Below are 24697 nucleotides of genomic sequence, written 5' to 3'. Positions count from 1 at the left end.
GCGCCGATTCGCCACTGGCGTGGACTATAACCGCGCGCGTCGACGAAGCAAGCTGCGGTCAGCCCGTGATGCGGCCGCCCAGTTCCACCACGCCATCCAGCGACGCGACGAAGGTGTCGCCCGGCACCAGCGCGGCGACGCCGGCCGGCGTGCCCATGAAGACCAGGTCGCCGGCTTTCAGCGCATAGAGCCTGGAGAGTTCGTGCAGGATGTCCGGCACGTCCCAGATCAGGTCGTGCAGCGCGCCGTGCTGCCGGATAGCGCCGTTCACGCGCAGGGTGAGCGTGCGGTCCTCCAGCCCCCCGACATCCGCCGCGAGGACCAGCTCACTGATCGGGGCCGAATGATCGAATCCCTTGCCGGTGTCCCATGGCAGGCCCTTCGCCTTGGCGGCGCCCTGCAGGTCGCGACGGGTCAGGTCCAGGCCCACGCCATACGCAATGGCCAGCGCCTGCGCCGCGTGGCGCGACAGCTCGCCGTCCGGCGCATCCGCGCCCAGTGCCACGACCAGTTCGACCTCATGGTGCAGGTCGTTCGTGCCGGGTGGATAGGGGACGTCCGCGCCGTCGGTGACGATGGCATCGGCCGGCTTGTGGAAGAACACGGGCGTGCCGCGTTCGGCTTTCGACGCCGGTGCGGCCGCCCCCATCTCGCGCGCGTGGTCGGCGAAATTGCGGCCCACGCAGAAGATGCGGCGCACGGGAAACGTGCCGCCACCGCGAACAGGGACGCGAGGGACCGGCGGGGGGGGAATGATGTCGGCCATGGCGGCGATCCAATGCTCGGAAAGCCGCAGAGTGTAGGCGGGAAACGCGTTCCCGCGCAGTGCGCTCAGCGCGGCAGCGGCAGGGCCTGCTTGCGGACCACCCGGTATTCGCCTTCCATCGCGTGGTCGCGGGCGGCCGGCTTGCCGCGCTGGCGCAGCAGCCTGTACAGCAGGCCGCCGGTGATCATGGCCGCGCCGACGAACACGCTGACGAACACCAGTACGGCCAGCACGGCCAGTCCCAGCAGGCCGATGCCCAGGCGCAGCAGCGGATGCCGCGGCTTGCGGGGCGCGAAGGCGTTGCGGAAGGCGTTGAACTGGAAGTGGCGTGCGTACATGGCGGTGCGTCGTGACAGAATGCGGCCGGAGCCGATGCGCCCAGTATCGGATGACGGTTCTGTGACCGTGTGAGGACTTCGTTAAGCGCCATGCGACTCAGTGCACTGAATGACATCGCCGACGGCGGGTTCGCCGAAGTAGAGGCCACGATCGATGGCGATGCGGAATCTTTGGTTCTCTATCGCTTGGGGGACGAAGTGCGCGCCTGGCTGAACGTCTGTCCGCATGCGGGGCGCCGGCTGGACTGGGCGCCGGGCCAGTTCCTGAAGAGCAAGGACGGGCACCTGGTGTGCGCCGCGCATGGCGCGTCGTTCGAACTGGACCGCGGCGATTGCATCGCCGGCCCCTGTCGCGGCGACGCCCTGCGCGCCGTGCAGGTGCAGGTGCGCGACGGCGAGGTGTGGCTGGCCTGAGCGTCGTATCTGGTATCAGTAATCGATCCCGTCGTCGAGGCGCTATCGGCGCGGTGCCCTCGTTTTGATCCGCCCTTCCGCAATGCGGACTCTTCGCTCCATGGGGCGGGCCTGAAAGCATGAGGTTGGACGCGTCCGCATGGCTTCCCTAGAATCCGCCGACCACCGACAGGGGACCGGAATGGGCGACGCGAGCATGTGCATCAACTGCGGCCTGGCCGTCGCCCATCCCGAGCAGAAGTTCTGTCCCGCCTGCGGCCAACCCACGCCGGTGCACCGCATCGACTGGCATTTCCTCGGCCACGAGCTGGAGCACAGCGTGCTCCACATGGATCGCGGCATCCTGTATTCGCTGAAGGAGCTGATGCTGCGGCCGGGGCATCTGATGCGCAGCTACCTGGAGGGACGCCGTGCGAAGCAGGTGAAGCCGTTGCTGCTGCTGATGATCTCCGCGGCGACTGTGCTGCTGCTGGGGAAACTCCTGCTGGACGGGGATATCGTCGGTTCGGCGATGGAGCTGGGCTTCGCGGGCGGCGGCGGACCGAAGGCGGGCGCGGGTCTGGACCCGACTGCGCTGGCCGCGACGTTTGCCGCAGCGAAGGACTGGCTCAACGGCCACATGACCGCATTCACCCTGCTGTGCCTGCCGCTTGAGGCGGCCGCCTTCTGGCTGGCCTTCAAGGGGCGGGGATTGAACTATCCCGAGTGGCTGGTCGTCTCGGCGTTCCTGACCGTGCAGTCCTTTGTCTTCATGGCGATCGCCATCGTGGCGCAACGCTGGATCCCGAGCGCGCAGGCATGGGCCTTGCCCTGTGTCGTGGTTTACGCGGTCTTCTCGCTCGTCCAGTTGTTCGACCGGCACTCCGGGTGGACATCGGCGCTGCGGGCCCTGGTGGGGCTCGGGATGTTCATGGTGGCCCAGAGCCTGATGGTCGGCGCTGGCGTCATCGCGCTGTTCCTGCTGTTCAACCATGGCTGAAACGAGCATGCCCGCCGTGAGGCGGGCATGTCGTCAGGCTTGCGAGCGAACGCCTACTTCAGCGCCTTGAACCGCAGGCGGTGCGGACGCGCGCCTTCTTCGCCCAGGCGACGCTTCTTGTCTTCCTCGTACTCACGGTAGTTGCCCTGGAAGAACTCCACGTGAGAGTCGCCCTCGAAGGCGAGGATGTGCGTGGCGATGCGGTCCAGGAACCAGCGGTCGTGCGAGATGACGAAGGTGTTGCCGGGGAATTCCAGCAGCGCATCTTCCAGCGCACGCAGGGTTTCGATGTCCAGGTCGTTGGAGGGCTCGTCGAGCAGCAGCACGTTGCCGCCCTGCAGCAGCGTCTTGGCCATGTGCAGGCGCCCGCGCTCGCCGCCGGACAGCGAGCCGACCAGCTTCTGCTGGTCCTGGCCCTTGAAGTTGAAGCGGCCGATGTACGCGCGCGACTGGATTTCCACGCCATTGATGTTGAGGATGTCCAGGCCGCCGGACACTTCCTGGAACACGGTCTGGTTGCCTTCCAGCTTGTCGCGGCTCTGGTCCACGTAGGCCAGCTTCACGCTCGGGCCGATCACGATCTCGCCCGAGTCCGGCTTCTCCTGCCCGGTGATCATCTTGAACAGCGTGGACTTGCCCGCGCCGTTGGGACCGATGATGCCGACGATGGCGCCGGCCGGCACCAGGAAGCTCAGGTTGTCGATCAGCAGGCGGTCGCCGAACTTCTTGGAGACGTTCTTGAACTCGATCACCGAATTGCCCAGGCGCTCGCCCGGCGGAATGAAGATCTCGTTGGTCTCGTTGCGCTTCTGATAGTCGACCGACTGCAGTTCTTCCAGGCGGGCCAGACGGGCCTTGCCCTTCGAGCGGCCGCCCTTGGCGTTCTGGCGCGACCATTCCAGTTCCTTCTGGATGGCCTTCTGGCGCGCCTTTTCCTGGTTCTCTTCCTGCTTCAGGCGTTCGTCCTTCTGCACCAGCCACTCGGTGTAGTTGCCCTTCCACGGGATGCCGCGACCACGGTCCAGTTCCAGGATCCATTCGGCGGCGTTGTCGAGGAAGTAGCGGTCGTGGGTGACGGCCACCACGGTGCCGGTGTAGCGGGCCAGGAACTGCTCCAGCCACTCCACCGATTCGGCGTCCAGATGGTTGGTCGGTTCGTCGAGCAGCAGCATGTCCGGCTTCTGCAGCAGCAGCCGGCACAGCGCCACGCGGCGCTTCTCGCCACCGGACAGCTTGCCGATGACGGCATCCCACGGCGGCAGGCGCAGCGCGTCGGCGGCCACGTCCAGCTGGTTCTCCAGCGTGTGCGCGTCGCCGGCGGCCAGGATGGCTTCCAGGCGTTCCTGCTCCTTGGCCAGGGCATCGAAGTCGGCGCCTTCCTCGGCGTAGGCGGCGTAGACCGCCTCCAGCGCGGCCTGCGCCTGCAGCACTTCGCCCACGCCTTCCTCGACGGCCTGGCGGACGGTGTGCTCCGGGTTCAGTTCCGGCTCCTGCGCCAGGTAACCGACCTTGATGCCGGGCTGCGGGCGGGCCTCGCCTTCGAAGTCCTTGTCCACGCCGGCCATGATCTTCAGAACGGTGGACTTGCCGGCACCGTTCAGGCCCAACAGGCCGATCTTCGCGCCCGGGAAGAACGACAGCGAGATGTCCTTGATGATCTGCCGCTTGGGCGGGACCACCTTGCTGACCCGGTTCATGGTGTAGATGTATTGCGAGGACATGCAGGCTCCGGTACGCAGGCCCCGGCGCCCGGCCGGTTTGGCGGCGGGCGGGGAGGCAGAAGGGAAGGCGGCGATTATAGCCGCTCCGGCCGTGCCCACCGGCGGCTGAACACGTTCCGCTAACCTGCCCTTGACGTGGCCGTAACCGTTTTCCAGCGGGAATCGGTTCAGATGCAATCGGCATGATGGGCTCACGTGCCACACAGAGGGCTTTCCATGAACACCAAGCGTCTTTTCCAGGGCATCGCCTGTGCCGTCCTGGCCTTCGCCGTCACCGCTCCCGTGCTGGCGCGCGACGATCGCGGCCACGACCGGGGCCGCTCGCACCATTACGACCGGCGGGACGACCGCCGCGACTGGCGCGATGACCGCCGGGACGACCGGCACGACCGCCGCGACCAGCGCCAGGCCTATCGCCACGGCTATCACGACGGGCGCCGGGATGATCGCCGCTACGATCGTCGCTATGACGATCGCCGGTACTACGCCCCGCCGCGTGTGGTCTACCGTCCGGCCCCCCACTACCATCGCTGGGCCGTCGGCCAGCGCTACCGCGACTACTACCGCGGCCCGGTCTACGTGGTGAACGACTACGGCCACTACCACGTGCGCCGTCCGCCCCGTGGCTACCACTGGGTCCGCGACGACCGCGGCAACCTGCTGATGGTGGCCATCGCCACCGGCATCATCGCCGACCTGCTGCTGCACCACTGAGCAGGCTCGAGGCCCAGAAAAGCGCGCTCCGGCGCGCTTTTCGCTTTCCGGGGCCGGGTCGGCGGAGGCCGGGCGAGCTACAATCGGCCATCCCGCCCGCTCTTGCCCCCGGAGACCCGATGTTCCCGCGCGACGCCCGCATCGAAACCTACGATCCCGAACTGGCACAGGCCATCGCCCATGAGGCGCGCCGGCAGGAGGATCACGTCGAGCTGATCGCCAGCGAGAACTACGCTAGCCCCCGCGTGCTGGAGGCCCAGGGCAGCGTGCTGACCAACAAGTACGCCGAGGGTTACCCGCACAAGCGCTACTACGGCGGCTGCGAGTACGTGGACATCGCCGAGCAGCTGGCGATCGACCGCGTGAAGCAGCTGTTCGGCGCCGACTACGCCAATGTGCAGCCGCATTCCGGTTCGCAGGCCAACCAGGCCGTGTACTTCGCCCTGCTGAGCCCCGGCGACACCATCCTGGGCATGAGCCTGGCCCACGGCGGCCACCTGACCCACGGCGCCAAGGTCAATGCCTCGGGCAAGCTCTTCAACGCCGTCCAGTACGGCGTGAACGACCAGGGCCTGATCGATTACGACGAAGTCGAAAGGCTGGCCCTGGAGCACAAGCCGAAGATGGTCGTGGCCGGCTTCTCCGCCTATTCGCAGGTGGTGGACTGGGCGCGCTTCCGCGCCATCGCCGACAAGGTGGGCGCCTACCTGTTCGTCGACATGGCGCACGTCGCGGGCCTGGTCGCCGCCGGCGTCTATCCGAACCCGCTGCCGCACGCGCACGTGGTCACCTCGACCACCCACAAGACGCTGCGCGGCCCGCGCGGCGGCATCATCCTGGCGAAGGGCGCCGGTGAGGAGATCGAGAAGAAGCTGCAGAGCATCGTCTTCCCCGGTATCCAGGGCGGTCCGCTGATGCATGTGATCGCGGCCAAGGCCGTCGCGTTCAAGGAAGCGCTGGAGCCGGAATTCAAGGCCTACCAGGCGCAGGTGGTGAAGAACGCCCAGGCGATGGCGAAGACGATCATCGCCCGCGGTTACAAGATCGTCTCCGGCGGTACCGAGAACCACCTGATGCTGGTGGACATGATCGGCAAGGACGTCAGCGGCAAGGATGCGGAAGAAGCGTTGGGCAAGGCGCACATCACCGTCAACAAGAACTCCGTGCCGAACGACCCGCGCAAGCCCTTCGTCACGTCTGGCCTGCGCATCGGCACCCCCGCCGTCACCACGCGCGGCTACGGCGAGCAGGACTGCATCGACCTGGCCAACTGGATCTGCGACGTGCTGGATGCGCCCAGCGACGAGGCCGTGCTGGCGAAGGTGCGCGAGAACGTTACTGCGCAGTGCCGGAAGTATCCGGTTTACGGCTGAAAGCGAGGAGTGAGTGATGAGGAGTGAGGAACGAGTGAAAGCCTTGCTTCCCACTTCTCGCCGCGGCGCTGCATTCGCTCGCGCCTCACTCCTTTCCACTCTTTTCTGATCTTATGCACTGCCCCTTCTGCCAGCACACCGATACCCGCGTGATCGACTCGCGCGTCTCCGAAGACGGCGCGACGATCCGCCGCCGGCGGGAGTGCGAGGCCTGCGGGGAGCGGTTCTCCACGCTGGAGAACATCGAGATCAAGCTGCCGGCGGTCATCAAGAGTGACGGCAGGCGCGATACGTTCGATGCGCGCAAGCTGCGCGCCGGCTTCGACCGTGCGCTGCAGAAACGGCCGGTGTCGGAAGAGCAGATCGAGGCGGCGGTGCGTGCGGTGATCCATGCCATCCGCATGAGCGGCGAGCGCGAGATCGCTTCGCGCAGGATCGGCGAGTTCGTCATGAACGAACTGCGCAAGCTGGACCACGTGGGCTACGTGCGCTTCGCCTCGGTCTACCGCAGTTTCGAAGACGTGGCCGATTTCCGCGAGGAGATCGAAAAGCTCGAACGCGACCTGCCGCCCGGCGCCGGGCAGCTGTCCCTGCTCGGCGGCGACGTGGTGCCGTTCGACAAGCACGCGGACAAGAACAAGAAGCGCTGAGTCGTGCGCATCGACCGGATCGGCCGGCATCCACAGCACATCCCCGCACTGGCTGCCTGGCACCATGCCGAGTGGGGTGCCCTGTACGACGACTGGACGCTGGACGCGGCGGCGTCCGAGCTGGCCGACCATGCCACGCGCACGTCGCTGCCCACGACGCTGCTGCTGATGGACGGCGCGGATCTGCTGGGATCGGTCAGCCTGCTGATCGAGGACGCGCCCGCCCTGCAGGATCGCGGCAGCCCCTGGCTGGGCAGCCTGTTCGTGTTGCCGGCCGCGCGCGGTCGCGGCGGCGGACGCATCCTGGTGGATGCCGCCGTCGCGCATGCCGCGCGGGAGGGCGTGGCCCTGCTGCGGCTGTTCACCCTGTGGCACGAGGACTTCTACGCGTCGCTCGGCTGGCAGGTCGAGGAGCGCACGTCGCTGCACGGCACGCCGGTGGTGATCATGTCGATCGTGCCCGCGGAGCGCGTGGCGCATACTGAAGCTCCGCCGCACCGCGTGGACGACGCATGACCGAAACCCGTTTCTCTGCCTTCGACCACCACTGCATGGCGCGTGCGCTGCGCCTGGCCGAGCGTGGCGCTTACACCACGCGGCCGAACCCCATGGTCGGCTGCGTGATCACGCAGGGTGGGGAAACCGTCGGCGAAGGCTGGCACCAGAAGGCGGGCGAGCCGCACGCCGAGGTATTCGCGCTGCAGGCCGCGGGCGAACGCGCGAAGGGCGCGACCGCCTATGTCACCCTGGAACCCTGTGCCCATACCGGCCGCACCGGGCCCTGCGCCGAGGCGCTGGTGGAGGCCGGCGTCGCGCGCGTGGTGGCGGCGATGCGCGACCCGTTCGCGCAGGTCGATGGCGCCGGCTTCGATCGACTGCGCGAGGCGGGCATCATCGTGCAGTCCGGGTTGATGGAAGCGCAGGCGCGGCGTCTGAACCGGGGTTTCCTGTCGCGCGTGGAGCGCGGCCGGCCATGGATGCGGGTGAAGCTGGCCACCAGCCTGGATGGCCGCACCGCGATGGCCAACGGGGATTCCAAGTGGATCAGCGGCGAGGCGTCGCGTCGTGACGTGATGCGCTGGCGCGCGCGTGCCGGGGCCATCCTGACCGGGGCGGGTACCGGGCTGGCGGGCGGCCCGTCGCTGACGGTGCGCTTCGGCGACGACACCGCCTTCGAACCGCCGCTGCGGGTAGTGCTGGATCCGGGGCCCGCCCCCGTGGCGCGCGGCAACGGGCGCCGGGGTGAAGCGCCTCCCCTGTATGCCCCCACCGCCGATGCCAAGCCGCCGCGCGGTACCAACGTGCAGCGGATGGTGGCGCCTGCCACGGGCAGCAATTTCGACCTGAAAGTGGTGCTGGAACTGCTGGCCGAGCGCGGCATCAATGAAGTGCACGCCGAGGCCGGCGCCACGCTGGCCGGTGCGTTCATCGCGGCGGGCCTGGCGGACGAGGTGCTGCTGTACGTCGCGCCGGTGCTGCTTGGCGACCAGGCCCGGCCACTGTTCGGTGGATTGGGCATCCAGGCCATGGCGGACCGGTTGAAGCTGGAGATTGTGGACAGCCGCATGATTGGCGAAGATCACCGCCTCCTGCTGCAACCTGCCCGCTGACCGCCCGCCATGGTGGCTTTCAAGGATCACTTCTCAAGCGTCGCCGACGTCTATCTCGCCTCGCGTCCGACCTACCCCGATGCGCTCTACGACGCGATCGCCGCCGTCGTGCCTGCCGATGCCAGGGTGTGGGAACCGGGGGCGGGCAGTGGCCAGGCCACGCGCGGACTGGCCGCGCGCTTCGCCCACGTGCACGCCACCGACCCCAGCGCGGCGCAGATCGCGCGCCACTGGGCGCAGGGCCAGGCCGATACCAGGGTCAGTCTGGCGGTCGAACCCGCCGAAAGCACCGCCCTGGACGACGCCAGCGTCGATCTGGTGGCGGTGGCGCAGGCGCTGCACTGGTTCGACCGCTATCGCTTCTTCGCCACCTGCGAACGGGTGCTGCGTCCCGGGGGCGTGCTAGCCGCCTGGACCTACCAGGACATCATTTTCGAGGACGACCTGGCCGAGGTGGCCGAGAAGGTCCGCGACGACATCGACCCGTACTGGCCGCCGGAGCGCGCCGACGTGGACATGGGCTACGGCGACTACGTCTGGCCGTTCGAGGCCCTGCCCACGCCGCGCCTGTGGCTGACCGCCGACTGGGACCTGCCCACGCTGCTGGGCTATTTCGGCAGCCTGTCCGCCACCGGCAGCTACCGGGCGGCGACAGGGGAAGATCCGGTCTACGCGCACACCCCGGCGCTGGCCGAGGTCTGGGGCGATCCGCAGCGGGTGCGCACGATGCGCTGGCCGCTGATCCTGCACCTGCGCCGGAAGGCCGTGTAACACCCATGCAGGAGGGGCTTCGGCCCCGAGGCTTTCGAGCGCCGCCCTGGGGCTAAAAAATGCCCGCCGGGGCTCAAACCCTCCTTACAGTGGCGCGGAACGCTGCGTTCAGGGCCGTCGCCACGTCGAGGCGTTAGAATGCGCGGGCCGGTTCGCCGGTACACCACCAACGACGTCTTCAGGGCGGGGTGCAACTCCCCACCGGCGGTAGGTCGCCCAGCGACGAGCCCGCGAGCGCCTTGGGCGGCATGCGATTCCCTCGCAAGAGCCCGCACATCCCTGTGCGGACTTTCCAATGCCACCGAAGGGTCAGCAGATCCGGTCAGATGCCGGAGCCGACGGTCATAGTCCGGATGAAAGAAGACGGCATCGCCGAACCGCGCGCAAGCGCGGTGTCGTGCGCCTGCCTTCGCGCCCCGGGGGCGTCTCCGCTTTGCTTCCGCGAGAGACGTGCCATGCCTTCCACGATTCCCAGCGCTTTCCCTGTCTTCCTGCCGGCGGCCTGCTGATGTTCACCGGCATCATCGAGGGCGTGGGCCGCATCGCCGCGCTGCAACCCGTGGGCGGCGACCTCCGCCTGACCGTTGCCGTGGGTTCGCTGCCTTTCGACGCCGTGCAGCTGGGCGAGAGCATCGCGGTCAATGGCGTATGCCTGACCGTGGTCGCGTTCGATGCGTCCAGCTTCCAGGCCGATGCCTCCACCGAAACGCTTTCGCTGACCACGCTCGGGCGTCTACGCGACGGCGCGCTGGTGAACCTGGAGCGCGCCATGCGCCCGACCGATCGTCTCGGCGGCCATCTGGTCAGCGGCCCCGTGGACGGCGTCGGCCGCGTGCTGTCGGTGCACGAGGATGCGCGCGCGCAGCGCTGGCGTTTCGCCGCGCCGGCACCGCTGTTGAAGTACATCGCGAAGAAGGGCTCGATCTGCGTCGACGGCGTGAGCCTGACGGTCAACGAGGTGGACGGCGAAGGCTTCGAGGTCGCGCTGATCCCGCACACCGTCTCGCACACCGCGTTCTCGCAGACGGCTGTCGGCGATGCGGTGAACCTGGAAATCGACCTGGTCGCGCGCTATGTCGAGCGCCTGCTGGGCGAAAGGAGCGGCGCATGAACTTCGCCCCGATCCCCGAACTGCTGGAAGAGATCCGCAACGGCCGCATGGTCGTCATCGTCGACGACGAGGACCGCGAGAACGAAGGCGACCTGATCATGGCGGCCGAGCTGGTCAAGCCGTCGGACATAAATTTCATGGTCACCCACGCGCGTGGCCTGGTCTGCCTGTCGCTGACGCGCGAGCGTTGCGCCCAGCTGGGGCTGGCGCCGATGGTGCAGACCAATACCGCGCAGTTCCACACCAATTTCACCGTCAGCATCGAGGCGGCCGAAGGCGTCACCACCGGCATCTCCGCCTACGACCGCGCGCATACCGTCCGCACCGCCGTGCGTCCCGACGCCAAGCCCGCCGATCTCAGCCAGCCGGGCCACATCTTCCCGCTGATCGCCCAGCCGGGTGGCGTGCTCACCCGTGCCGGCCATACCGAAGCGGCCAGCGACCTGCCGCTGCTCGCGGGGCTGGAACCAGCGGGCGTGCTGGTCGAGGTGCTGAACCCGGACGGCACCATGGCGCGCCGGCCGCAGTTGGAGGTGTTCGCACGCGAGCATGGGCTGAAGATGGGCTCCATCGCCGACCTGATCGCGTACCGGTTGGCCACCGAGCACACCGTGGAGCGCATCGACGAGCGCGAGATCGACACCGAGTTCGGTCCGTTCCGGTTGGTGACCTACCGGGACCGCATCGCCCACGAGCTGCACTTCGCTCTGGTCCGCGGCACGCCCGACAGGACCACGCCCACGCTGGTGCGCGTGCAGGTGGAGAACCCGCTGAGCGATCTGCTGCACTGGCGGCGCGACGATTTCGGCGTGCACGCCACCGATGCCCTGCGCGCCATCGCGGCCGAAGGGCAGGGCGTCATGGTGGTGCTCTCCGAGCCCCGCAACGCCGAGGCCCTGCTGGCCCGGCTGCGCAAGCAACCGGAGGTACGCGCCAACGCCAAGGACGTCGGCCAGTGGCGCCGCAACGGCGCCGGCGCGCAGATCCTGGCCGACCTGGGGCTGGGGCGCCTGCGCGTGCTCGGCACGCCACGCCGCCAGGTGGGCCTGGCCGGGTTCGGCCTGGACGTGGTCGAGTACGTCGCGGCGGGGTGAGTCGACGCGGGGAACCGGGGACGGGGAATGGACCCTCCCTTCCACCGAAGGCCAAAACACTTTCGGATCGAGTGAGGGCGTCATTCCCCATTCCCCATTCCCGGTTTCCCGTTCGTCCCGGCCCTGCCTGCTAAACTTCCCCACCCCCAAGGAACCCGCCATGTCCCACTACGAAGGCGATCTGCGCGCGCCCGACGGCGCCCGCTTCGCGATCATCGCCAGCCGCTGGAACCCGCGCATCACCGATGTGCTGGTGGCCGGTGCGCGCCAGAGCCTGGCCGGCAACGGCGTAGGCGAGGACGCGATCGACGTGGTGCGCGTGCCCGGCGCATGGGAGATCCCGTTGGCGGCGGGGCGCCTGGCCGCGGCCGGCGACCATGCAGCCATCATCGCCCTGGGCTGCGTGATCCGCGGCGATACCCGCCACTACGAGCACGTTGCCGACCGCTGCGCCGAGGGCCTGATGCGCGTGCAACTGGATACCGGCGTGCCCGTGCTCAACGGCGTGCTGGCGGTGGAGCGCATCGAGGATGCCGAAGCCCGTGCCGGCGGCAGCCATGGCAACAAGGGCGAGGAAGCCGCGCTCGCCGCCATCGAGATGGCGCACCTGCTGGCGCAGCTGGCCTGATCATCCGTACGCAACGAACACGCAGCACAGGAGCCGCCGTGAGCCGACATCCCCATCCCCCCCGCAAGGACGGCATCGATCCGGTCACGCGCGCCCGCGCGCGCCGCCGCGCTTTGCAGGCCGTGTACGCGTGGCAGATGTCGGGCGGCGAAGTCGGCCAGGTCATCGCCCAGTTCGCGCACGAGCAGGCGCACGAGATCGCCGACCTGGAGTATTTCGAAGACCTGGTACGGGGCGTGGTGAGGCACCGCGCCTCGCTGGACGAGGCGTTGCTGCCCTTCCTCGACCGCACGGTGGAAGAAGTGGACCCCATCGAGCGCGCCGTGCTGCGCATCGCCGCCTATGAGCTGACACATCGCGTCGACGTGCCGTACCGCGTGGTGCTGAACGAAGCCATCGAAACCGCCAAGCGTTTCGGTTCCGAACACGGGCACACGTACATCAATGGCGTGCTCGACCACGCTGCCGTCGAATGGCGGCCCGCCGAGGCGCAGGCGCGGCGCTGACGTGTCGGGCGGCGACGCACGGTTTCCTCCGGAAGAGCGCGAGGCGCTGCTCGCGGTGAGGGGGGTGGGTCCCACGGTGGTGCAGCGGCTCGAGCAGTTGGGCATCGCCTCGCTGCGGCAACTGGCCGCCGCCGAACCGTCCGAGATCGTGGCCAGTGCCGCCGGCCTGACCGCCTCCACCTGCTGGAAGAACAGCCCGCAGGCACGCGCGGCGATCCAGGCGGCCGTCGACCTGGCGCGCGCCAGGACCTGACGCGATGGGCGCCGGCGAATTCGACCTGATCGCCCGCATCCGCGCACGCGTGGCGACGCGCGCTGACGTGGTGCTGGGCATCGGCGACGACGCCGCGTTGCTGGCGCCACCGCCGGGGCGGCAGCTCGTCGTCACCGCAGATACGCTGAACGATGGCGTCCACTTCCCGCGCGGCACATCGCCGGCGGACGTCGGCTGGAAGGCGCTGGCGGTGAATCTCTCCGACCTCGCTTCGATGGGGGCGGAGCCGGCGTGGTGCACCCTGTCGCTGTCGTTGCCGCAGTCCGATCCGGCGTGGATCGAGGGCTTCCTCGATGGCTTCCTCGATCTGGCCGGGCAGCATGGTATCGCGCTGGTCGGCGGCGACACCACGCGCGGCCCGCTGTCGATCGCGGTCACCGCGATGGGGCTGGTGGAGCCGGGCCGCGCGCTGCGTCGTGATGGTGCGCGGGTCGGCGACGAGGTCTGGGTGACCGGCACGCTGGGCGATGCGGCCGGCGGTCTGGCGCTGTTGGGTCGCGAGCCTGTCCCCGCCTTGCGCGCACGGCTCGATCGGCCGACGCCGCGTGTGGACGCCGGTCGTGTCCTGGCCGGCATCGCGACCGCCTGTGTCGATGTTTCCGATGGACTGCTGGCTGACCTGGGCCATGTGTGTGCACGCAGCCACGTCGCGGCCCACATCGATGTCGACGCGCTGCCGGCGTCGGCCGCGCTGCGGGAGGCCTTCGGAGAAGCAGATCGCATCGCCTTGCAGGCCAGTGGTGGCGATGACTACGAGTTGTGCTTCACCGCGCCGGCCGATGCGGGTGCCGACATCGGCGCGGTGTCGGCACAGCTCGGCCTGCGGTTCACGCGTATCGGCCGCATCGTGGCGGGCGAGGGAGTGCATCCCGTGGATGCCAAAAGCCAGCCCTGGTTGTCGCCGCGACGCGGCTACGACCACTTCGCGGAGCATTGAGGCTGTTGTAGGCGCGACGTGAGTCGTGACCGTATGTCGTCAGTGCATGTCGATCTTCAGCAGGCCGGTGAGCGAGAGGCAACATGCTGTCGGTGCATTCCTGGTCGGGCACGGTGCGCGGTCGCGACTGACGTCGCTCCTACAGGGGTTCCCGCGGCGGCAATACCTTGCCCGGATTGAGGATGCCGTCGGGATCGAGCGCCGCCTTCACGGCATGCATCGCGTCGAGCGTCGCGGCGCTGAATGCATCGGCCATGAAATCGCGCTTGCTCAGGCCGATGCCGTGCTCGCCCGACAGCGTGCCGCCCAGCGCCAGCACCTGCGCGAATACGCGGGGCAGCGCGGCGTGGGCGCGCGCCGTCTCGGCGGCATCAGCGTCGTCGTACATGATGTTGACGTGCAGATTGCCGTTGCCCGCGTGGCCGAACACGACGACGGGCAGGCCGGCCTCAAGCGACAATGCCTCCATGGCCGCCACCAGGTCGGGAATGCGCGACACCGGCACCACCACGTCCTCGTTGATCTTGCCCGGCCTGATGGTGCGCAGTGCCGGCGACAGCGCACGGCGCGTGGCCCACAGGCGATCGCGTGCGCTGCCGTCGGTGGCGACATCCAGCGCGATCATGCCGTCGCCCTCCGCCGCCTCGGCAAGCGCCTGCAGCGCATAGGGCAGCGTGTCGTCGTCGCCATCGGCCTCGACCAGCAGCATCGCGCCCGCTTCCGGTACGTCGCTGCCGTTGCGGCGGATCAGCGCGATGGCGCTGCGGTCCATGAACTCCAGCATCGTGGGCGTAGTCGGCCGCGCCATGATGCGGGACACGGCAGCGGCTGCGGTCGCCGCGTCGCGATAGAGCACGCGCAGGCCGGCTTGCGCGTGCGGCCGCGGCGCGAGCTTGAGCGTCGCTTCGACGATCAGCGCGAGCGTGCCTTCGCTGCCGACGATCAGGTGGGTAAGGTCGTAGCCGGTCGCGTCCTTGGTGTACGCGCCGCCGCAGCGGATCAGTTCGCCCGTGCCGGTCACGGCGACCAGGCCGAGCACGTTGTCGCGCGTGGTGCCGTACTTCACCGCGCGCGGACCGCCGGCGTTTGTGGCCAGGTTGCCGCCCACGCTGCACAGGTCCGCGCTGGACGGGTCCGGCGGCCAGAACAGGCCGTAAGGCGCAAGCGTCTGCTGCAGTCCGCCATTGAGCACGCCGGGTTCCACCACCACGCAGCGATCGGCGGCGCGCAGTTCCAGGATGCGGTCCATGCGCGCGAAGGACACCACCACGCCCCCCTGCGTGGGCACGGCGGCGCCGGTGGTGCCGGTGCCCGCGCCGCGCGCGACCAGCGGCACCCGATGTTCGCGACAGGCACGTACCAGTGCCACCACGTCCTCACGCGTGCGCGGCAACGCCACGGCCGAAGGCATGGCCCAGCGGCGCGAATCGTCGCCGCCGTAGAGGCGCCGTCCTTCGCCCGTCAGCCAGCCGTCCCCAAGCCGGGTCGACATGGCATCGTGCAACGCGCGCGGCAGGCTGGAGTCCATGGCGCCATTGTAGGCGCGCGCTCAGACCTCGTCCGCGCGGAAGGCGTCCCGGATCCAGTCGAGCCGCGGCGAGGCCGGATCGCCCTGTGCATCGACCACGTCGAAACGGCACGGTGCGTCGGCGAGCGCGGGATGGTCCTGCAGGAACCGCTGCGCCGCGTGCACCAGCCGGCGGCGCTTGCCGGTGTCGATCGACGCCATGCCGCCGCCGAAGGCCTGCGACTGGCGGTAACGCACTTCGACGAACACCACCGTCGGCGTGCCGGACCGGGTGGCGTCCTGCATCACCAGGTCGAGCTCACCGCCACGGTAGTTCGCGTTGGTGGCGAGCTCGGTCAATCCTGCGCGCTGCAGCAGATCGCGTGCAGCGACTTCGACGGCGTGCCCGCGGGCGCGCCGGTCAACCGCCATCCGCGATCGGCGCGGGACGGCCACCGGCGAAGGTGGACCAGGACGGCGTGCGCACCACGTTGCCGAAACCGTCGAGCTGCAGGCGGCCGGTCGCGCCCTGCAGATCGGTATTGATGCCCGTGGCCAGCTTCTCCAGGTAGGCGGGCAGCAGCCAGGCGTCGTAACCGAAGGCGAACAGGCGCGCGGCGGGTCCGCGCGCGGTCGGCACGCGCTCGCCGGTCACGCTGGCGGCCGGCAGCGCCGGCACGCCGCGCGAGGTCCAGGCTTCGGTGGGGAAGGCGATGCCATCAAGCGCCATGTCCTCTTCCGGCTTGCCAGTGCCGGAGGTGAGCTGCGAGGTGCCCACGCGCGTCTTGCCGCCCAGGCCGGCCAGCGCCAGCTGCGGCGTCAGCGCGCGCGCGGTGCTGCCGCGCACGGCCAGGAACACGGCATCGGCGCCCTCCTGCGACGCGGTGGCCAGCACCGCCGACAGGTCGCCGGGGGCCTCGGGCACGCTGATCACGCGCGTCACCCGGCCGCCGCGTTCGGCGAAGCGCTCGCGGAACGCCTGCGAGGCGCGGCGTCCGTTGTCGTCGCTGCCCTCGATGATCAGCGCGGTCTTGCGCTCGCGGGCCAGCACGTATTCGGCGGCGGCGATGCCGTCGTCTTCCGGCGCCAGCGAAAAACCGGCCTTGCCGTCCGGGGGCGCAACGGTGCCACGGTTCAGCACCAGCATGGGGGTGGCGAGCTCGGGTTGCTGGAACAGCGCGCTCACTTCGTCGCGACCCAGCGGCCCGACCACGAAGTCCGCACCTTCGGCGGTCGCGCGCGCATAGGCCGCGGTGGCGCCGGCGGCGGTACCGGTGGGGTCGTAGAACTGGATCTCCGGGCGCCGGCGGCGCTCCCCGTAATAGCCGGCCAGCAGGCCGTCGCGCACGGGGGCGGCAGCCGTGGCGAGGTTGCCCGACAGCGGCAGCAGCACGGCCAGCTTCACCGGGGGGCGGTAGCCATCGCTGTCGGCGGGCGGGCGGTTGCCGGCATCGAAGCGCCACTGGGCGCCGCGGTCGAACGGGCGCGGCAGCGGCAGGCCACGGCGCTGCAGGGCGCGGCCGGCGAAGTTGTACAGTGGATCGCCCGACGGCAATGCCGCGGCGTCGCGCGCGAGGGTGGCGTCGTCGAGCGTGGCCAGCAGGCGGTCGATCTCGCGCGCATTGTCGGTGCGTGCCTGGCCGCTGAGGGCGGCGTCCTGGCGGGCAAGCGTGGCGGCGTTCGCGAAGGCGGGGGCGAACCGCACCGCCGATGTCGCCGGGCCCGCGCTAGGCGTGGTGGCGCAGCTCGCCAGCAGGGCGACCAACAGCAATGCCACCAGGCGTTGCGCGGGGCGGAGGCGTGCGGAAAGCGTGCGTGCGACAGGCGGATCCAGGGGCATCGTCGGTGTTCGGGCAGGGGAACCGGCTACGATTCTACCCCCAGCCACCGGACCCCACTGGAATGCCTGCCGGAACCCTGTTCATCGTCGCCACCCCGATCGGCAACCTGGGCGACCTGACCCCACGCGCACTGGAGGTGCTGCGTTCGGTGGCGGCCATCTGCGCGGAGGACACGCGCCGCAGCGGGCAGTTGCTTGCCCACTTCGGCGTTTCGACCCCGCTGGTGGCCTTTCATGAGCACAACGAGGATGCGCTGGCGCAGCGCGTGGTCGACCGGCTGCTGGCGGGTGAATCGCTGGCGCTGGTCAGCGACGCGGGGACGCCCCTGGTCAGCGACCCCGGCTTCCGCCTGGTGCGTGCCGCGCGCGCGGCCGGCGTCCGGGTCAGCCCGCTGCCAGGCGCCTGTGCGGCCATCGCGGCGCTCAGCGTGGCAGGCCTGCCCAGCGACCGCTTCGCCTTCGAGGGATTCCTGCCGGCCAAGGCCTCCGCGCGGCGTGACCAGTTGCAGCGGCTGGCGGGCGAGGCCCGCACGCTGGGGTTCTACGAATCCTCGCACCGCATCGCGGAGTCGCTGGCCGACATGCGCGCTGCATTCGGCGACGATCGTCCGGCGGTGCTGGCGCGCGAGCTGACCAAACTGTTCGAGACCGTCCTCGACGGCACGCTGGCCGACCTGCAGGCGCGTGTGGACGCGGACGAGAACCAGCGCAAGGGCGAGTTCGTCGTGATGGTGCAGGGCGCCGGCGACGACGTGGAGGCGCGCCTGTCCGAGGGCCGCCGCGTCTATGCGATGCTCAACGAGCATCTGCCGCCGTCGACGGCGGCCAAGCTGGCTGCCGAGATCACCGGCGCGCCGAGAAAGGAGTTGTATGGCGCGCGATAGTGGGCCGTGTTGGCGAGCCTCGAGTGAAAGGGGATGAGGATGGGAATGCGTGAACTGCTCAAGGCTGCCGTGGCGATGCTGGTCTTAGTGGCGGCATCGCCCGCCGCGATGGCGTGGACCCCGTCGGACGCCCGTGAGCGTTTTGGCCTGCTGGGGGCGGAGAGCCAGAAGGCGGACGACGCGCTCCATCCGCTGCGTCTTGCCGAGCGCGGCCTGCCCCCGACCGGGGCCGTCTTCGTCGATCCGCAGAGCGAGGCCTTCGCCCGGCAGCTGGCGACCAACAAGCGCGCCGAACTGTCGGGGCTGGCCGGCATCGACCGCGCCTCCCTGGGCGAGAAGGACCAGATTGCCTACGACGCGTTCCGCTCCCAGGCCGAGCAGGCGCTGGGCGACATCGACAACGGCATCCACGCGATCCGCAACCTGGTGCCGCTGAACGCCTCCTTCGGCCTGCACGTCGAATTCCCCGACTACCTGTCGGGCGTCCGCTTCAAGACGGTCGAAGACTACGAACGGGGGTTGGCCCAGCTGGAGGGCTTCGCCGGCTACATGGACAGTACGGTGGATCGCCTGGAGCAGGGCATGGCCCAGGGCTACCACCAGCCCAAGGTGGTGGTGAACAACGTCCTCGGGCAGGTCGAGGCCTTCCTCACGCTGCCAGTCGAAGAGAATCCCTTCTACTCCCCGGTCACGCGTTTCCCCGACACCATCGGGGCGGCAGACCGCGCCCGCCTGGCGGCCGCATACCGCCGGATCATCGAGCGCCGCACCACGCCGGCCTACGAGCGCTGGCGCACGTTCCTGCGCGACCGCTACCTGCCGGTCGCCATCGAGGGCGCAGGCCTGTGGGCGATGAAGGACGGCGCGCGGGTCTATGCGTCCCTGCTGGTCCAGCACACCACCACCACGATGAGCGCGCAGCAGATCCACCAGATCGGCCTGTCCGAAGTGGCCAGGATCCGCGCCGCGATGGAGCAGGCGCGCCAGGCGACCAGCTTCGACGGCGACCTGCCGGCCTTCTTCGAACACGTCCGCACCGGGCCCGAGTTCTACTACTCCAAACCCGAAGACCTCATCGGCCACTTCGAACGCATCGAGAAAAAGGTCTGGGAGCGGATGCCCGAACTGTTCTCGCGTCGTCCGCGTGCCGCATTCGAGCTGCGTCCGCTGCCGGCGCTGGGTGACCAGAGGGGCCCGGGCTACTACCGCGCCGGTCCGCCGGACGCTTCGGAGCCCGGCGTCCTGTTCTTCAACATGGCCATGTTGAACACGCGCCCCATCCCGACCCTGGAGACCCTGCAACTGCACGAGGGCGTGCCCGGCCACCATTACCAGATCTCATTGGTTCAGGAGGACGAGAGCCTGCCGGACCTGCTGCGCTTCGGCCAGGTGCCGGCCACCGCCTACACCGAGGGTTGGGGCCTGTATGCCGAATCCCTGGGCCAGGAACTGGGCATGTTCTCCGACCCCTACCAATGGTTCGGCCACCTGGACATGGAAATGCTGCGTGCCGTGCGCCTGGTGGTCGACACCGGTATCCATGCCTTGCAATGGGATCGTCAACGCGCGATCGACTACATGCTGGCGAACACCTCCATGGCCCCGCGCGACGTGGCGGTCGAGATCGACCGCTACATCACCAACCCGGGCCAGGCCTGCGCCTACAAGGTGGGTGAGCTGAAGTTCCAGGAACTGCGGCGGCGTGCGACCGAGCGCCTGGGCGCGGATTTCGACATCCGGCGTTTCCACGACCAGGTGCTGGACACCGGCGCCCTGCCGCTGGACGTGCTGGAAGCCAAGATCGACCGCTGGCTGATGTCGGGCGAGGCGGCGCAGTAGGCCCTGGGCGCGCTTCTTCTTCGGAGATACTGCGTGATCGCATTCTGCGTTGCGGCCTTTCGGCATGGAAGGTTCCGGACGCCTTGTTTTGGAGGTAAACCTGATGCGTCGTCGTGAACTGCTGGTCGGCGCCGTGGCGCTCGGCCTGACGTGGCCCCTGGCCGCGCGCATGGCCGGTTCGAATCCTGTCTCTGACATGACGGGGAATGCGCCCGCCGAGGACATCCGTCTGGCGGGCTTGCTGCAACGCCATGCCGAGGCCCTGAAGGCAGAGGAGGGTGGGCTGGACCGCCTGGCCGACTATTCGCTGGCCGCACGCGCGCGCCGCCGGCAGGCCACGCTACAGCGCCTGGCGGAACTGGGCGGTATCGAGCGTGCCGCGCTTTCGGCTACCGCGACGCTGGACTACGACACGGCCCGCTTCGTCTACGAGGCCATGGCGGACCAGTACGGGCGCTACGGATTTTCGGACCTCAACCTGAGGCCCAGCCCGTATGTCGTCAGCCAGATGAACGGCGCCTATTTCTGGCTGCCGGACGGCATCGGCGGACGCTCACCGATGAAGGACGCCGCGGACGCCGACCGCTACGTGGACAAGCTGGGCCAGTTCGCCGTGGCCCTGGACCAGGAGACCGAACAGATCCGCCACGATGCGGGCCTGGGCGTCATCCCCCCGGATTTCATCCTGGCCAAGCCCTTGGGGCAGATCGCGACCCTGCGCGATGCCGCGCCGACCGGCAATGCACTGACGGCATCGGCCCTGGCGCGTGCGCGCGATGCCGGGATTGCCGATCTGGACCCTCGCGCCTCGGCAATCTTCGTCGAGCGTATCGTGCCTGCCCTGCAACGCCAGAGCGCGGCGCTCGCGGCCTTGCTGCCCCGCGCCGACGATCGGGCGGGCATCTGGGCCAAGCCGGACGGCGAGGCCTACTACGCGTCGGCCCTGCATTCGAACACCACGGCCAGTTATGCGCCGGGTGAGCTGCATCAACTCGGCCTGGCCTGGGTAGAAGAACTGTCGGCCGAGATCGATCAGCTGCTGCGTGCGCAGGGCGTGGCACGCGGATCGGTGGGTGGGCGCATGGCCGCCCTGGATCGCGATCCGCGCTTCCTCAAGCCGGATACGGAAGCGGGGCGCCAGGCGATCATCGACTACGCCAGCGCACACCTGGATCGGATCAAGGGTCTGCTGCCGCGGGGTTTCAGGGTGATTCCGGATCGGCCGGTCGAGGTGCAGCGCATCTCGCCCGCGATCCAGGACGGCGCGCCGGGCGCTTTCTACAGCGCCAGCAGCGATCCCGCCCAGACTTCGACCATCTTCCTCAACCTGCGCTCGGTCGCGGAGAACGCCCTGTGGCGCATCCCGACCCTGCTGCATCACGAAGGGATACCCGGTCACCATTTCCAGGACAGCGTCCTGAGCGAGGCGGGTGGACTGTCGCTGTTCCGGCGCACGGTGCGCTTCTCGGCGTGGACCGAGGGCTGGGCCCTGTATGCCGAACAGCTGGCGGACGAGATGGGTGCATTCGAAAGCGATCCGTTCGGGCGCATCGGCTATCTGCAGGGCCAGTTGTTCCGTGCCTGCCGCGTCGTCGTCGATACCGGCCTCCACCACGCGCGCTGGACCCGCCAGCAGGCCATCGACTGGATGGTGGCCAACGCCGGCGAACATCGCGACGCCGCCGAGCGCGAGATCGACCGCTATTGCGTCTACCCGGGGCAGGCATGCAGCTTCATGGTCGGCAAGCAGCAGATAGTTGCTTCGCGAGAGAAGGCCCGGCAACGCCTGGGGGCGCGGTTCGACACGCGCGCCTACAACGACTTCATCCTGGCGTCGGGGCCGCTTCCCATGCAGGTCCTCGATGGTGCAGTGGCGCTGGCTTGAATCATCGGGGTGTCGAGGAAGACGCGATAGCGTAAAAAGGGATGGGAGTGATGCTCATGCGAGGGACGACGGCGGGGCAGCCGCGACAACGCGCCAGCGCCTGGACGGTATTCCGCGTATTCCTTGGGCTTGGGCTGGTGTCGTTCGGGGGCCCCATCGCCCATCTTGGCTATTTTCGCGATGCGTTCGTGACACGACGCCAGTGGCTGACGGACGGTGCGTACGCTGAGCTTGTCGCGCTTTGCCAGTTCCTGCCCGGTCCGGCCAGCAGCCAGGTGGGCATGGCCATCGGTCTGTCGCAGGCAGGCATCCGCGGCGCCGTCGCGGCATGGTGCGGTTTCACCGCGCCGTCGGCCCTGTTGATGGTGGCGCTGGGCGCCAGTTTTTCGCACTGGCGCGACGTGGTGCCCCCCGGTGTGCTGCATGGCCTCAAGCTGCTGGCCGTGGTGGTGGTGACCCACGCCGTATGGGGCATGGCGCGCGCGTTCTGTCGGACGCCGGCCGCCTGGGGGCTGATGCTGGGGGCGGCCGCGTTGCTGCTGATCTGGCCATCGACATGGATGCAGGTGGGCGTGATCGTGCTCGGCGCGCTGGCGGGCCTGGGCATGCCGGCGGGCGGGCCGCCGCCAACGCTCGCGCGCACCGGGCAGGCGGGATCACGGCGGACGGGGATCGTCGCGCTGTCGGTGTTCGTGGCGCTGCTGGTGATTCCCTGGCGTGCGGCGGGCGCGGGCTCGATGCCGGACGTGTTCGGCTTGTTCTATCGCGCGGGGTCGCTGGTCTTCGGCGGCGGGCACGTGGTCATGCCGCTGCTCCAGGAGGGCGTGGTGGCGCCGGGATGGGTCACGCAGGAGGTCTTCCTGGCGGGCTACGGCGCCGCGCAGGCGGTACCGGGGCCGATGTTCACCTTCGCCGGCTATCTCGGTGCCGCGATGGAGGCGGGTCGGGGCGGATGGGTGGGCGGCGCACTGGCGCTGGTGGCGATCTTCCTGCCGTCGTTCCTGTTGGTGGTCGGGGTGCTGCCGTTCTGGCAGCGCATCGCGGGAGTGCCCCGCATGCGCGCCATGCTGGCGGGCATCAATGCCGCGGTCGTCGGTCTGCTGTTGGCGGCGCTGTGCGGTCCGCTGAGGGCAGCGGCGGTACGGGGAATCGCCGACCTGATCGTGGTGATCGTGGGCGTCGTGGCATTGGTGCGATGGCGGGTGCCGACAGCATGGCTGGTCCTGGCGGCGCCGATCGCCGGCATGCTGGCGCTTGCGCTGCGCTGAACGCGTCCAGTCCCTGGCCCTGTGCGACAATGCATGCGGCGGAGCCGGCCAGACAGTCGCGTCATCGGAAACGATGCCGAGGAAAGTCCGGGCTCCACAGGGCACGGTGCCAGGTAACGCCTGGGCGGCGCGAGCCGACGGAAAGTGCAACAGAAAGATACCGCCGAACGGGTCTTCGGAATGCGTGGCAAGGGTGAAATGGTGCGGTAAGAGCGCACCGCGAGTCCGGCAACGGACCGGCACGGCAAACCCCACCGGGAGCAAGACCAAATAGGGAGGCTATGCTGCGGCCCGCAGTGTCTCCGGGTAGGTTGCTTGAGCGTAACGGTGACGTTGCGCCTAGAGGAATGACTGTCCACGACAGAACCCGGCTTACCGGCCGGCTCCGCCGCTGGCTTTCCTGCGCAGGCGTAGGAAAGCCCCCAAAGTTTGCGGGAGCAAACTTTGGGCCCCGAGCCTTGCTGCCATACCCCCATTCGCACCTGCGGTGCGGATCGCCCCCTGACTCAGGGGGCTGGTAAGGCGGAGCTTCGACCGCTCTCTGTAGGAGCGACGTGAGTCGCGACCGCAAACCCTCAGCGGCGATGGCGCTGGGCTACGCGCCGGGTCCGATCCGCAATGTCGTTTCGCCCTCGAACACGCCTTCCGGCCCGAAGCGGCGCTCGCTGATCCAGCCGTGCCCGGCATGATCGATCGCGATCAGGGTGCTGGCGCGGGTGCCGTAGCGGGCGTCGCGGATGAACGCTGCCGACAGCATGCGTTCCAGTTCGAGCCCCACGCCGGTGTCGGGGAGTCGGGTGTCGTCGGCGCGGGTCTCGTCGGCCAGGGCATCCCACAGCGGCGACACGTCGTCCTCGCCCGACGCCACCCAGGCCGCCAGGCGCTCCTTCAGGGCCAGGGTCTTGGGCCATGGTTCGTCCAGGTCGCCGTTGGACAGGCCGTGCAGGCCGGGTGCGAGGGCGGTCCGGCGCGGGGTGGGGTAGTTGCTCAGGTACTCGCAGGTCGTCGCATCGACCAGCACCAGATTGAAGGGGGCGAAGGCCTCGGCAGCCGCCAGCAGTCCCGAGGCGCGGTGGTCCGCGCCATCAGGCGATTGCAGGAACCCGGCCGCCAGCTGTCCCCGTGAGGGAGCCCCCGGCACCTGGATGCGCGGGTCGCGCACGTTGGTGACCACCGCCATCCGGCCCTGCCGGTCCGCGCCCGCCCAGGTGCCGCCGGATTGCAGGTCGCGGCCGGCGAGGACGTGCGGCGCCGATGCCCAAGGGGCCAGCGGGGCCGTCGGGCGTGCATGGAACTCGTCGCGGTTGCCGGCCAGCAGCAGGCGCCAGCGGGGATGCACGTTCCAGGCGAGCGCAAGCAGGCACATGGGGGAATTCTGGACCCCCGGTTCGCGCAGTTCCACCCCCGCGGGTGCCTAACCACGGCGGGCGGCGTGAAGGCGTGGTCACCTCACTGAATCATTCCTCAATCTCAAAATTTGAGACGAAACAGCAACTTGTGGATAAGGCTTGAACAAGTCTCTGAAGTTTGCCGCAAGCCATTGATCCGCCAAGTGATTTCCCGCCCGTTTTCCTGTTGACAACCCTGT

The 24697-nt window shown here is 69.1% G+C and carries 24 protein-coding genes, 1 other RNA gene, 1 pseudogene and 1 riboswitch; of the genes and pseudogenes, 19 read left to right on the top strand and 7 right to left on the bottom strand.

Annotated features, from left to right (window positions below; all coding sequences use genetic code 11):
* Positions 1 to 58: 58 nt before the first annotated feature.
* The gene (locus tag CSC76_RS02165) at positions 59 to 766 is read right to left on the bottom strand and encodes a fumarylacetoacetate hydrolase family protein (protein ID WP_162108420.1); all 708 of its coding nucleotides are present in this window, start codon (positions 764 to 766) and stop codon (positions 59 to 61) included.
* Between the two features lie 65 nt (positions 767 to 831).
* Entirely contained in the window at positions 832 to 1104 is a 273-nt protein-coding gene (locus tag CSC76_RS02160) for a hypothetical protein (RefSeq protein ID WP_162108419.1), read from the bottom strand.
* 90 nt (positions 1105 to 1194) lie between these two features.
* On the opposite strand from CSC76_RS02160, the gene CSC76_RS02155 reads away from it, so the two are divergent.
* Positions 1195 to 1518, top strand: a complete 324-nt coding sequence (locus tag CSC76_RS02155; protein WP_162108418.1) for a Rieske (2Fe-2S) protein — start codon at positions 1195 to 1197, stop codon at positions 1516 to 1518.
* A gap of 181 nt (positions 1519 to 1699) precedes the next feature.
* Positions 1700 to 2497: a DUF3667 domain-containing protein gene (locus CSC76_RS02150; RefSeq protein ID WP_162108417.1), complete on the top strand. Its 798-nt coding sequence runs from the start codon at positions 1700 to 1702 to the stop codon at positions 2495 to 2497.
* A gap of 53 nt (positions 2498 to 2550) precedes the next feature.
* Here the strand turns inward: CSC76_RS02150 and ettA are convergent, their stop codons facing one another.
* Positions 2551 to 4218 carry an energy-dependent translational throttle protein EttA gene (gene ettA, locus CSC76_RS02145; protein ID WP_162108416.1) on the bottom strand — a complete coding sequence of 556 codons (1668 nt, stop codon included), beginning with the start codon at positions 4216 to 4218 and terminating at the stop codon, positions 2551 to 2553.
* 216 nt (positions 4219 to 4434) lie between these two features.
* On the opposite strand from ettA, the gene CSC76_RS02140 reads away from it, so the two are divergent.
* The 12 genes from CSC76_RS02140 (at position 4435) to thiL (ending at position 13886) form a co-directional block, all read left to right on the top strand.
* A complete protein-coding gene (locus CSC76_RS02140; RefSeq protein WP_162108415.1) occupies positions 4435 to 4932 on the top strand; it encodes an RcnB family protein in 498 nt (165 codons plus the stop codon).
* A gap of 119 nt (positions 4933 to 5051) precedes the next feature.
* Positions 5052 to 6305 carry a serine hydroxymethyltransferase gene (gene glyA, locus CSC76_RS02135; RefSeq protein ID WP_162108414.1) on the top strand — a complete coding sequence of 418 codons (1254 nt, stop codon included), beginning with the start codon at positions 5052 to 5054 and terminating at the stop codon, positions 6303 to 6305.
* 113 nt (positions 6306 to 6418) lie between these two features.
* Complete coding sequence (gene nrdR, locus CSC76_RS02130; protein WP_162108413.1) at positions 6419 to 6955, top strand: transcriptional regulator NrdR; 537 nt, start codon at positions 6419 to 6421, stop codon at positions 6953 to 6955.
* Positions 6956 to 6958: 3 nt separating this feature from the next.
* On the top strand, positions 6959 to 7471 hold the full coding sequence (locus tag CSC76_RS02125; protein ID WP_162108412.1) for a GNAT family N-acetyltransferase: 513 nt from the start codon (positions 6959 to 6961) through the stop codon (positions 7469 to 7471).
* A complete protein-coding gene (gene ribD / locus CSC76_RS02120; RefSeq protein WP_162108411.1) occupies positions 7468 to 8565 on the top strand; it encodes a bifunctional diaminohydroxyphosphoribosylaminopyrimidine deaminase/5-amino-6-(5-phosphoribosylamino)uracil reductase RibD in 1098 nt (365 codons plus the stop codon). Before CSC76_RS02125 ends, ribD begins: the two co-directional genes overlap by 4 nt.
* A gap of 9 nt (positions 8566 to 8574) precedes the next feature.
* Entirely contained in the window at positions 8575 to 9336 is a 762-nt protein-coding gene (locus CSC76_RS02115) for a class I SAM-dependent methyltransferase (RefSeq protein ID WP_162108410.1), read from the top strand.
* Between the two features lie 170 nt (positions 9337 to 9506).
* Positions 9507 to 9705, top strand: a riboswitch (FMN riboswitch).
* A 139-nt stretch (positions 9706 to 9844) separates the two neighbouring features.
* Positions 9845 to 10447 carry a riboflavin synthase gene (locus tag CSC76_RS02110; protein ID WP_162108409.1) on the top strand — a complete coding sequence of 201 codons (603 nt, stop codon included), beginning with the start codon at positions 9845 to 9847 and terminating at the stop codon, positions 10445 to 10447.
* Positions 10444 to 11541, top strand: a complete 1098-nt coding sequence (gene ribB, locus CSC76_RS02105; RefSeq protein WP_162108408.1) for a 3,4-dihydroxy-2-butanone-4-phosphate synthase — start codon at positions 10444 to 10446, stop codon at positions 11539 to 11541. The genes CSC76_RS02110 and ribB overlap by 4 nt, the downstream gene beginning before the upstream one ends.
* Positions 11542 to 11701: 160 nt before the next feature.
* Positions 11702 to 12169: a 6,7-dimethyl-8-ribityllumazine synthase gene (gene ribH / locus CSC76_RS02100; protein WP_162108407.1), complete on the top strand. Its 468-nt coding sequence runs from the start codon at positions 11702 to 11704 to the stop codon at positions 12167 to 12169.
* Between the two features lie 38 nt (positions 12170 to 12207).
* A complete protein-coding gene (nusB, locus tag CSC76_RS02095; protein WP_162108406.1) occupies positions 12208 to 12675 on the top strand; it encodes a transcription antitermination factor NusB in 468 nt (155 codons plus the stop codon).
* 1 nt (position 12676) lies between these two features.
* Positions 12677 to 12928 carry a helix-hairpin-helix domain-containing protein gene (locus CSC76_RS02090; RefSeq protein ID WP_162108405.1) on the top strand — a complete coding sequence of 84 codons (252 nt, stop codon included), beginning with the start codon at positions 12677 to 12679 and terminating at the stop codon, positions 12926 to 12928.
* Positions 12929 to 12932: 4 nt separating this feature from the next.
* A complete protein-coding gene (thiL, locus tag CSC76_RS02085) occupies positions 12933 to 13886 on the top strand; it encodes a thiamine-phosphate kinase (protein ID WP_162108404.1) in 954 nt (317 codons plus the stop codon).
* A 139-nt stretch (positions 13887 to 14025) separates the two neighbouring features.
* On the opposite strand, the gene CSC76_RS02080 is transcribed toward thiL, so the two are convergent.
* The 3 genes and pseudogenes from CSC76_RS02080 to CSC76_RS02070 form a co-directional block, all read right to left on the bottom strand.
* Positions 14026 to 15414, bottom strand: coding sequence for an FAD-binding oxidoreductase (locus CSC76_RS02080; RefSeq protein ID WP_162108403.1), 1389 nt, complete (start codon positions 15412 to 15414; stop codon positions 14026 to 14028).
* A gap of 21 nt (positions 15415 to 15435) precedes the next feature.
* Positions 15436 to 15825 (bottom strand): YraN family protein, encoded by a 390-nt coding sequence (locus CSC76_RS02075; RefSeq protein WP_162108402.1) that lies wholly within the window; start codon positions 15823 to 15825, stop codon positions 15436 to 15438.
* Positions 15815 to 17080, bottom strand: a pseudogene (locus CSC76_RS02070) (penicillin-binding protein activator); the annotation flags it as partial. The gene CSC76_RS02075 and the pseudogene CSC76_RS02070, both read right to left, overlap by 11 nt.
* Before the next feature lie 215 nt (positions 17081 to 17295).
* On the opposite strand from CSC76_RS02070, the gene rsmI reads away from it, so the two are divergent.
* The 5 genes from rsmI (at position 17296) to rnpB (ending at position 23500) form a co-directional block, all read left to right on the top strand.
* Positions 17296 to 18117, top strand: coding sequence for a 16S rRNA (cytidine(1402)-2'-O)-methyltransferase (gene rsmI / locus CSC76_RS02065; RefSeq protein WP_162108400.1), 822 nt, complete (start codon positions 17296 to 17298; stop codon positions 18115 to 18117).
* A 45-nt stretch (positions 18118 to 18162) separates the two neighbouring features.
* Positions 18163 to 19956: a DUF885 domain-containing protein gene (locus CSC76_RS02060; protein WP_202923465.1), complete on the top strand. Its 1794-nt coding sequence runs from the start codon at positions 18163 to 18165 to the stop codon at positions 19954 to 19956.
* A 103-nt stretch (positions 19957 to 20059) separates the two neighbouring features.
* Positions 20060 to 21841: a DUF885 domain-containing protein gene (locus CSC76_RS02055; protein ID WP_202923464.1), complete on the top strand. Its 1782-nt coding sequence runs from the start codon at positions 20060 to 20062 to the stop codon at positions 21839 to 21841.
* A 41-nt stretch (positions 21842 to 21882) separates the two neighbouring features.
* Complete coding sequence (gene chrA, locus CSC76_RS02050) at positions 21883 to 23109, top strand: chromate efflux transporter (protein ID WP_338014923.1); 1227 nt, start codon at positions 21883 to 21885, stop codon at positions 23107 to 23109.
* 40 nt (positions 23110 to 23149) lie between these two features.
* An RNA gene (gene rnpB, locus CSC76_RS02045) (RNase P RNA component class A) lies at positions 23150 to 23500 on the top strand.
* A 204-nt stretch (positions 23501 to 23704) separates the two neighbouring features.
* On the opposite strand, the gene CSC76_RS02040 is transcribed toward rnpB, so the two are convergent.
* Positions 23705 to 24475, bottom strand: a complete 771-nt coding sequence (locus CSC76_RS02040) for an NRDE family protein (protein ID WP_162108397.1) — start codon at positions 24473 to 24475, stop codon at positions 23705 to 23707.
* Between the last annotated feature and the right edge of the window lie 222 nt (positions 24476 to 24697).

The sequence above is a fragment of the Pseudoxanthomonas mexicana genome, assembly GCF_010093385.1.
Lineage (GTDB): Bacteria > Pseudomonadota > Gammaproteobacteria > Xanthomonadales > Xanthomonadaceae > Pseudoxanthomonas_A > Pseudoxanthomonas_A mexicana.
The sequence above is the reverse complement of the archived record's forward strand: the minus strand, read 5'-3'. Positions and strand labels throughout refer to the sequence as shown.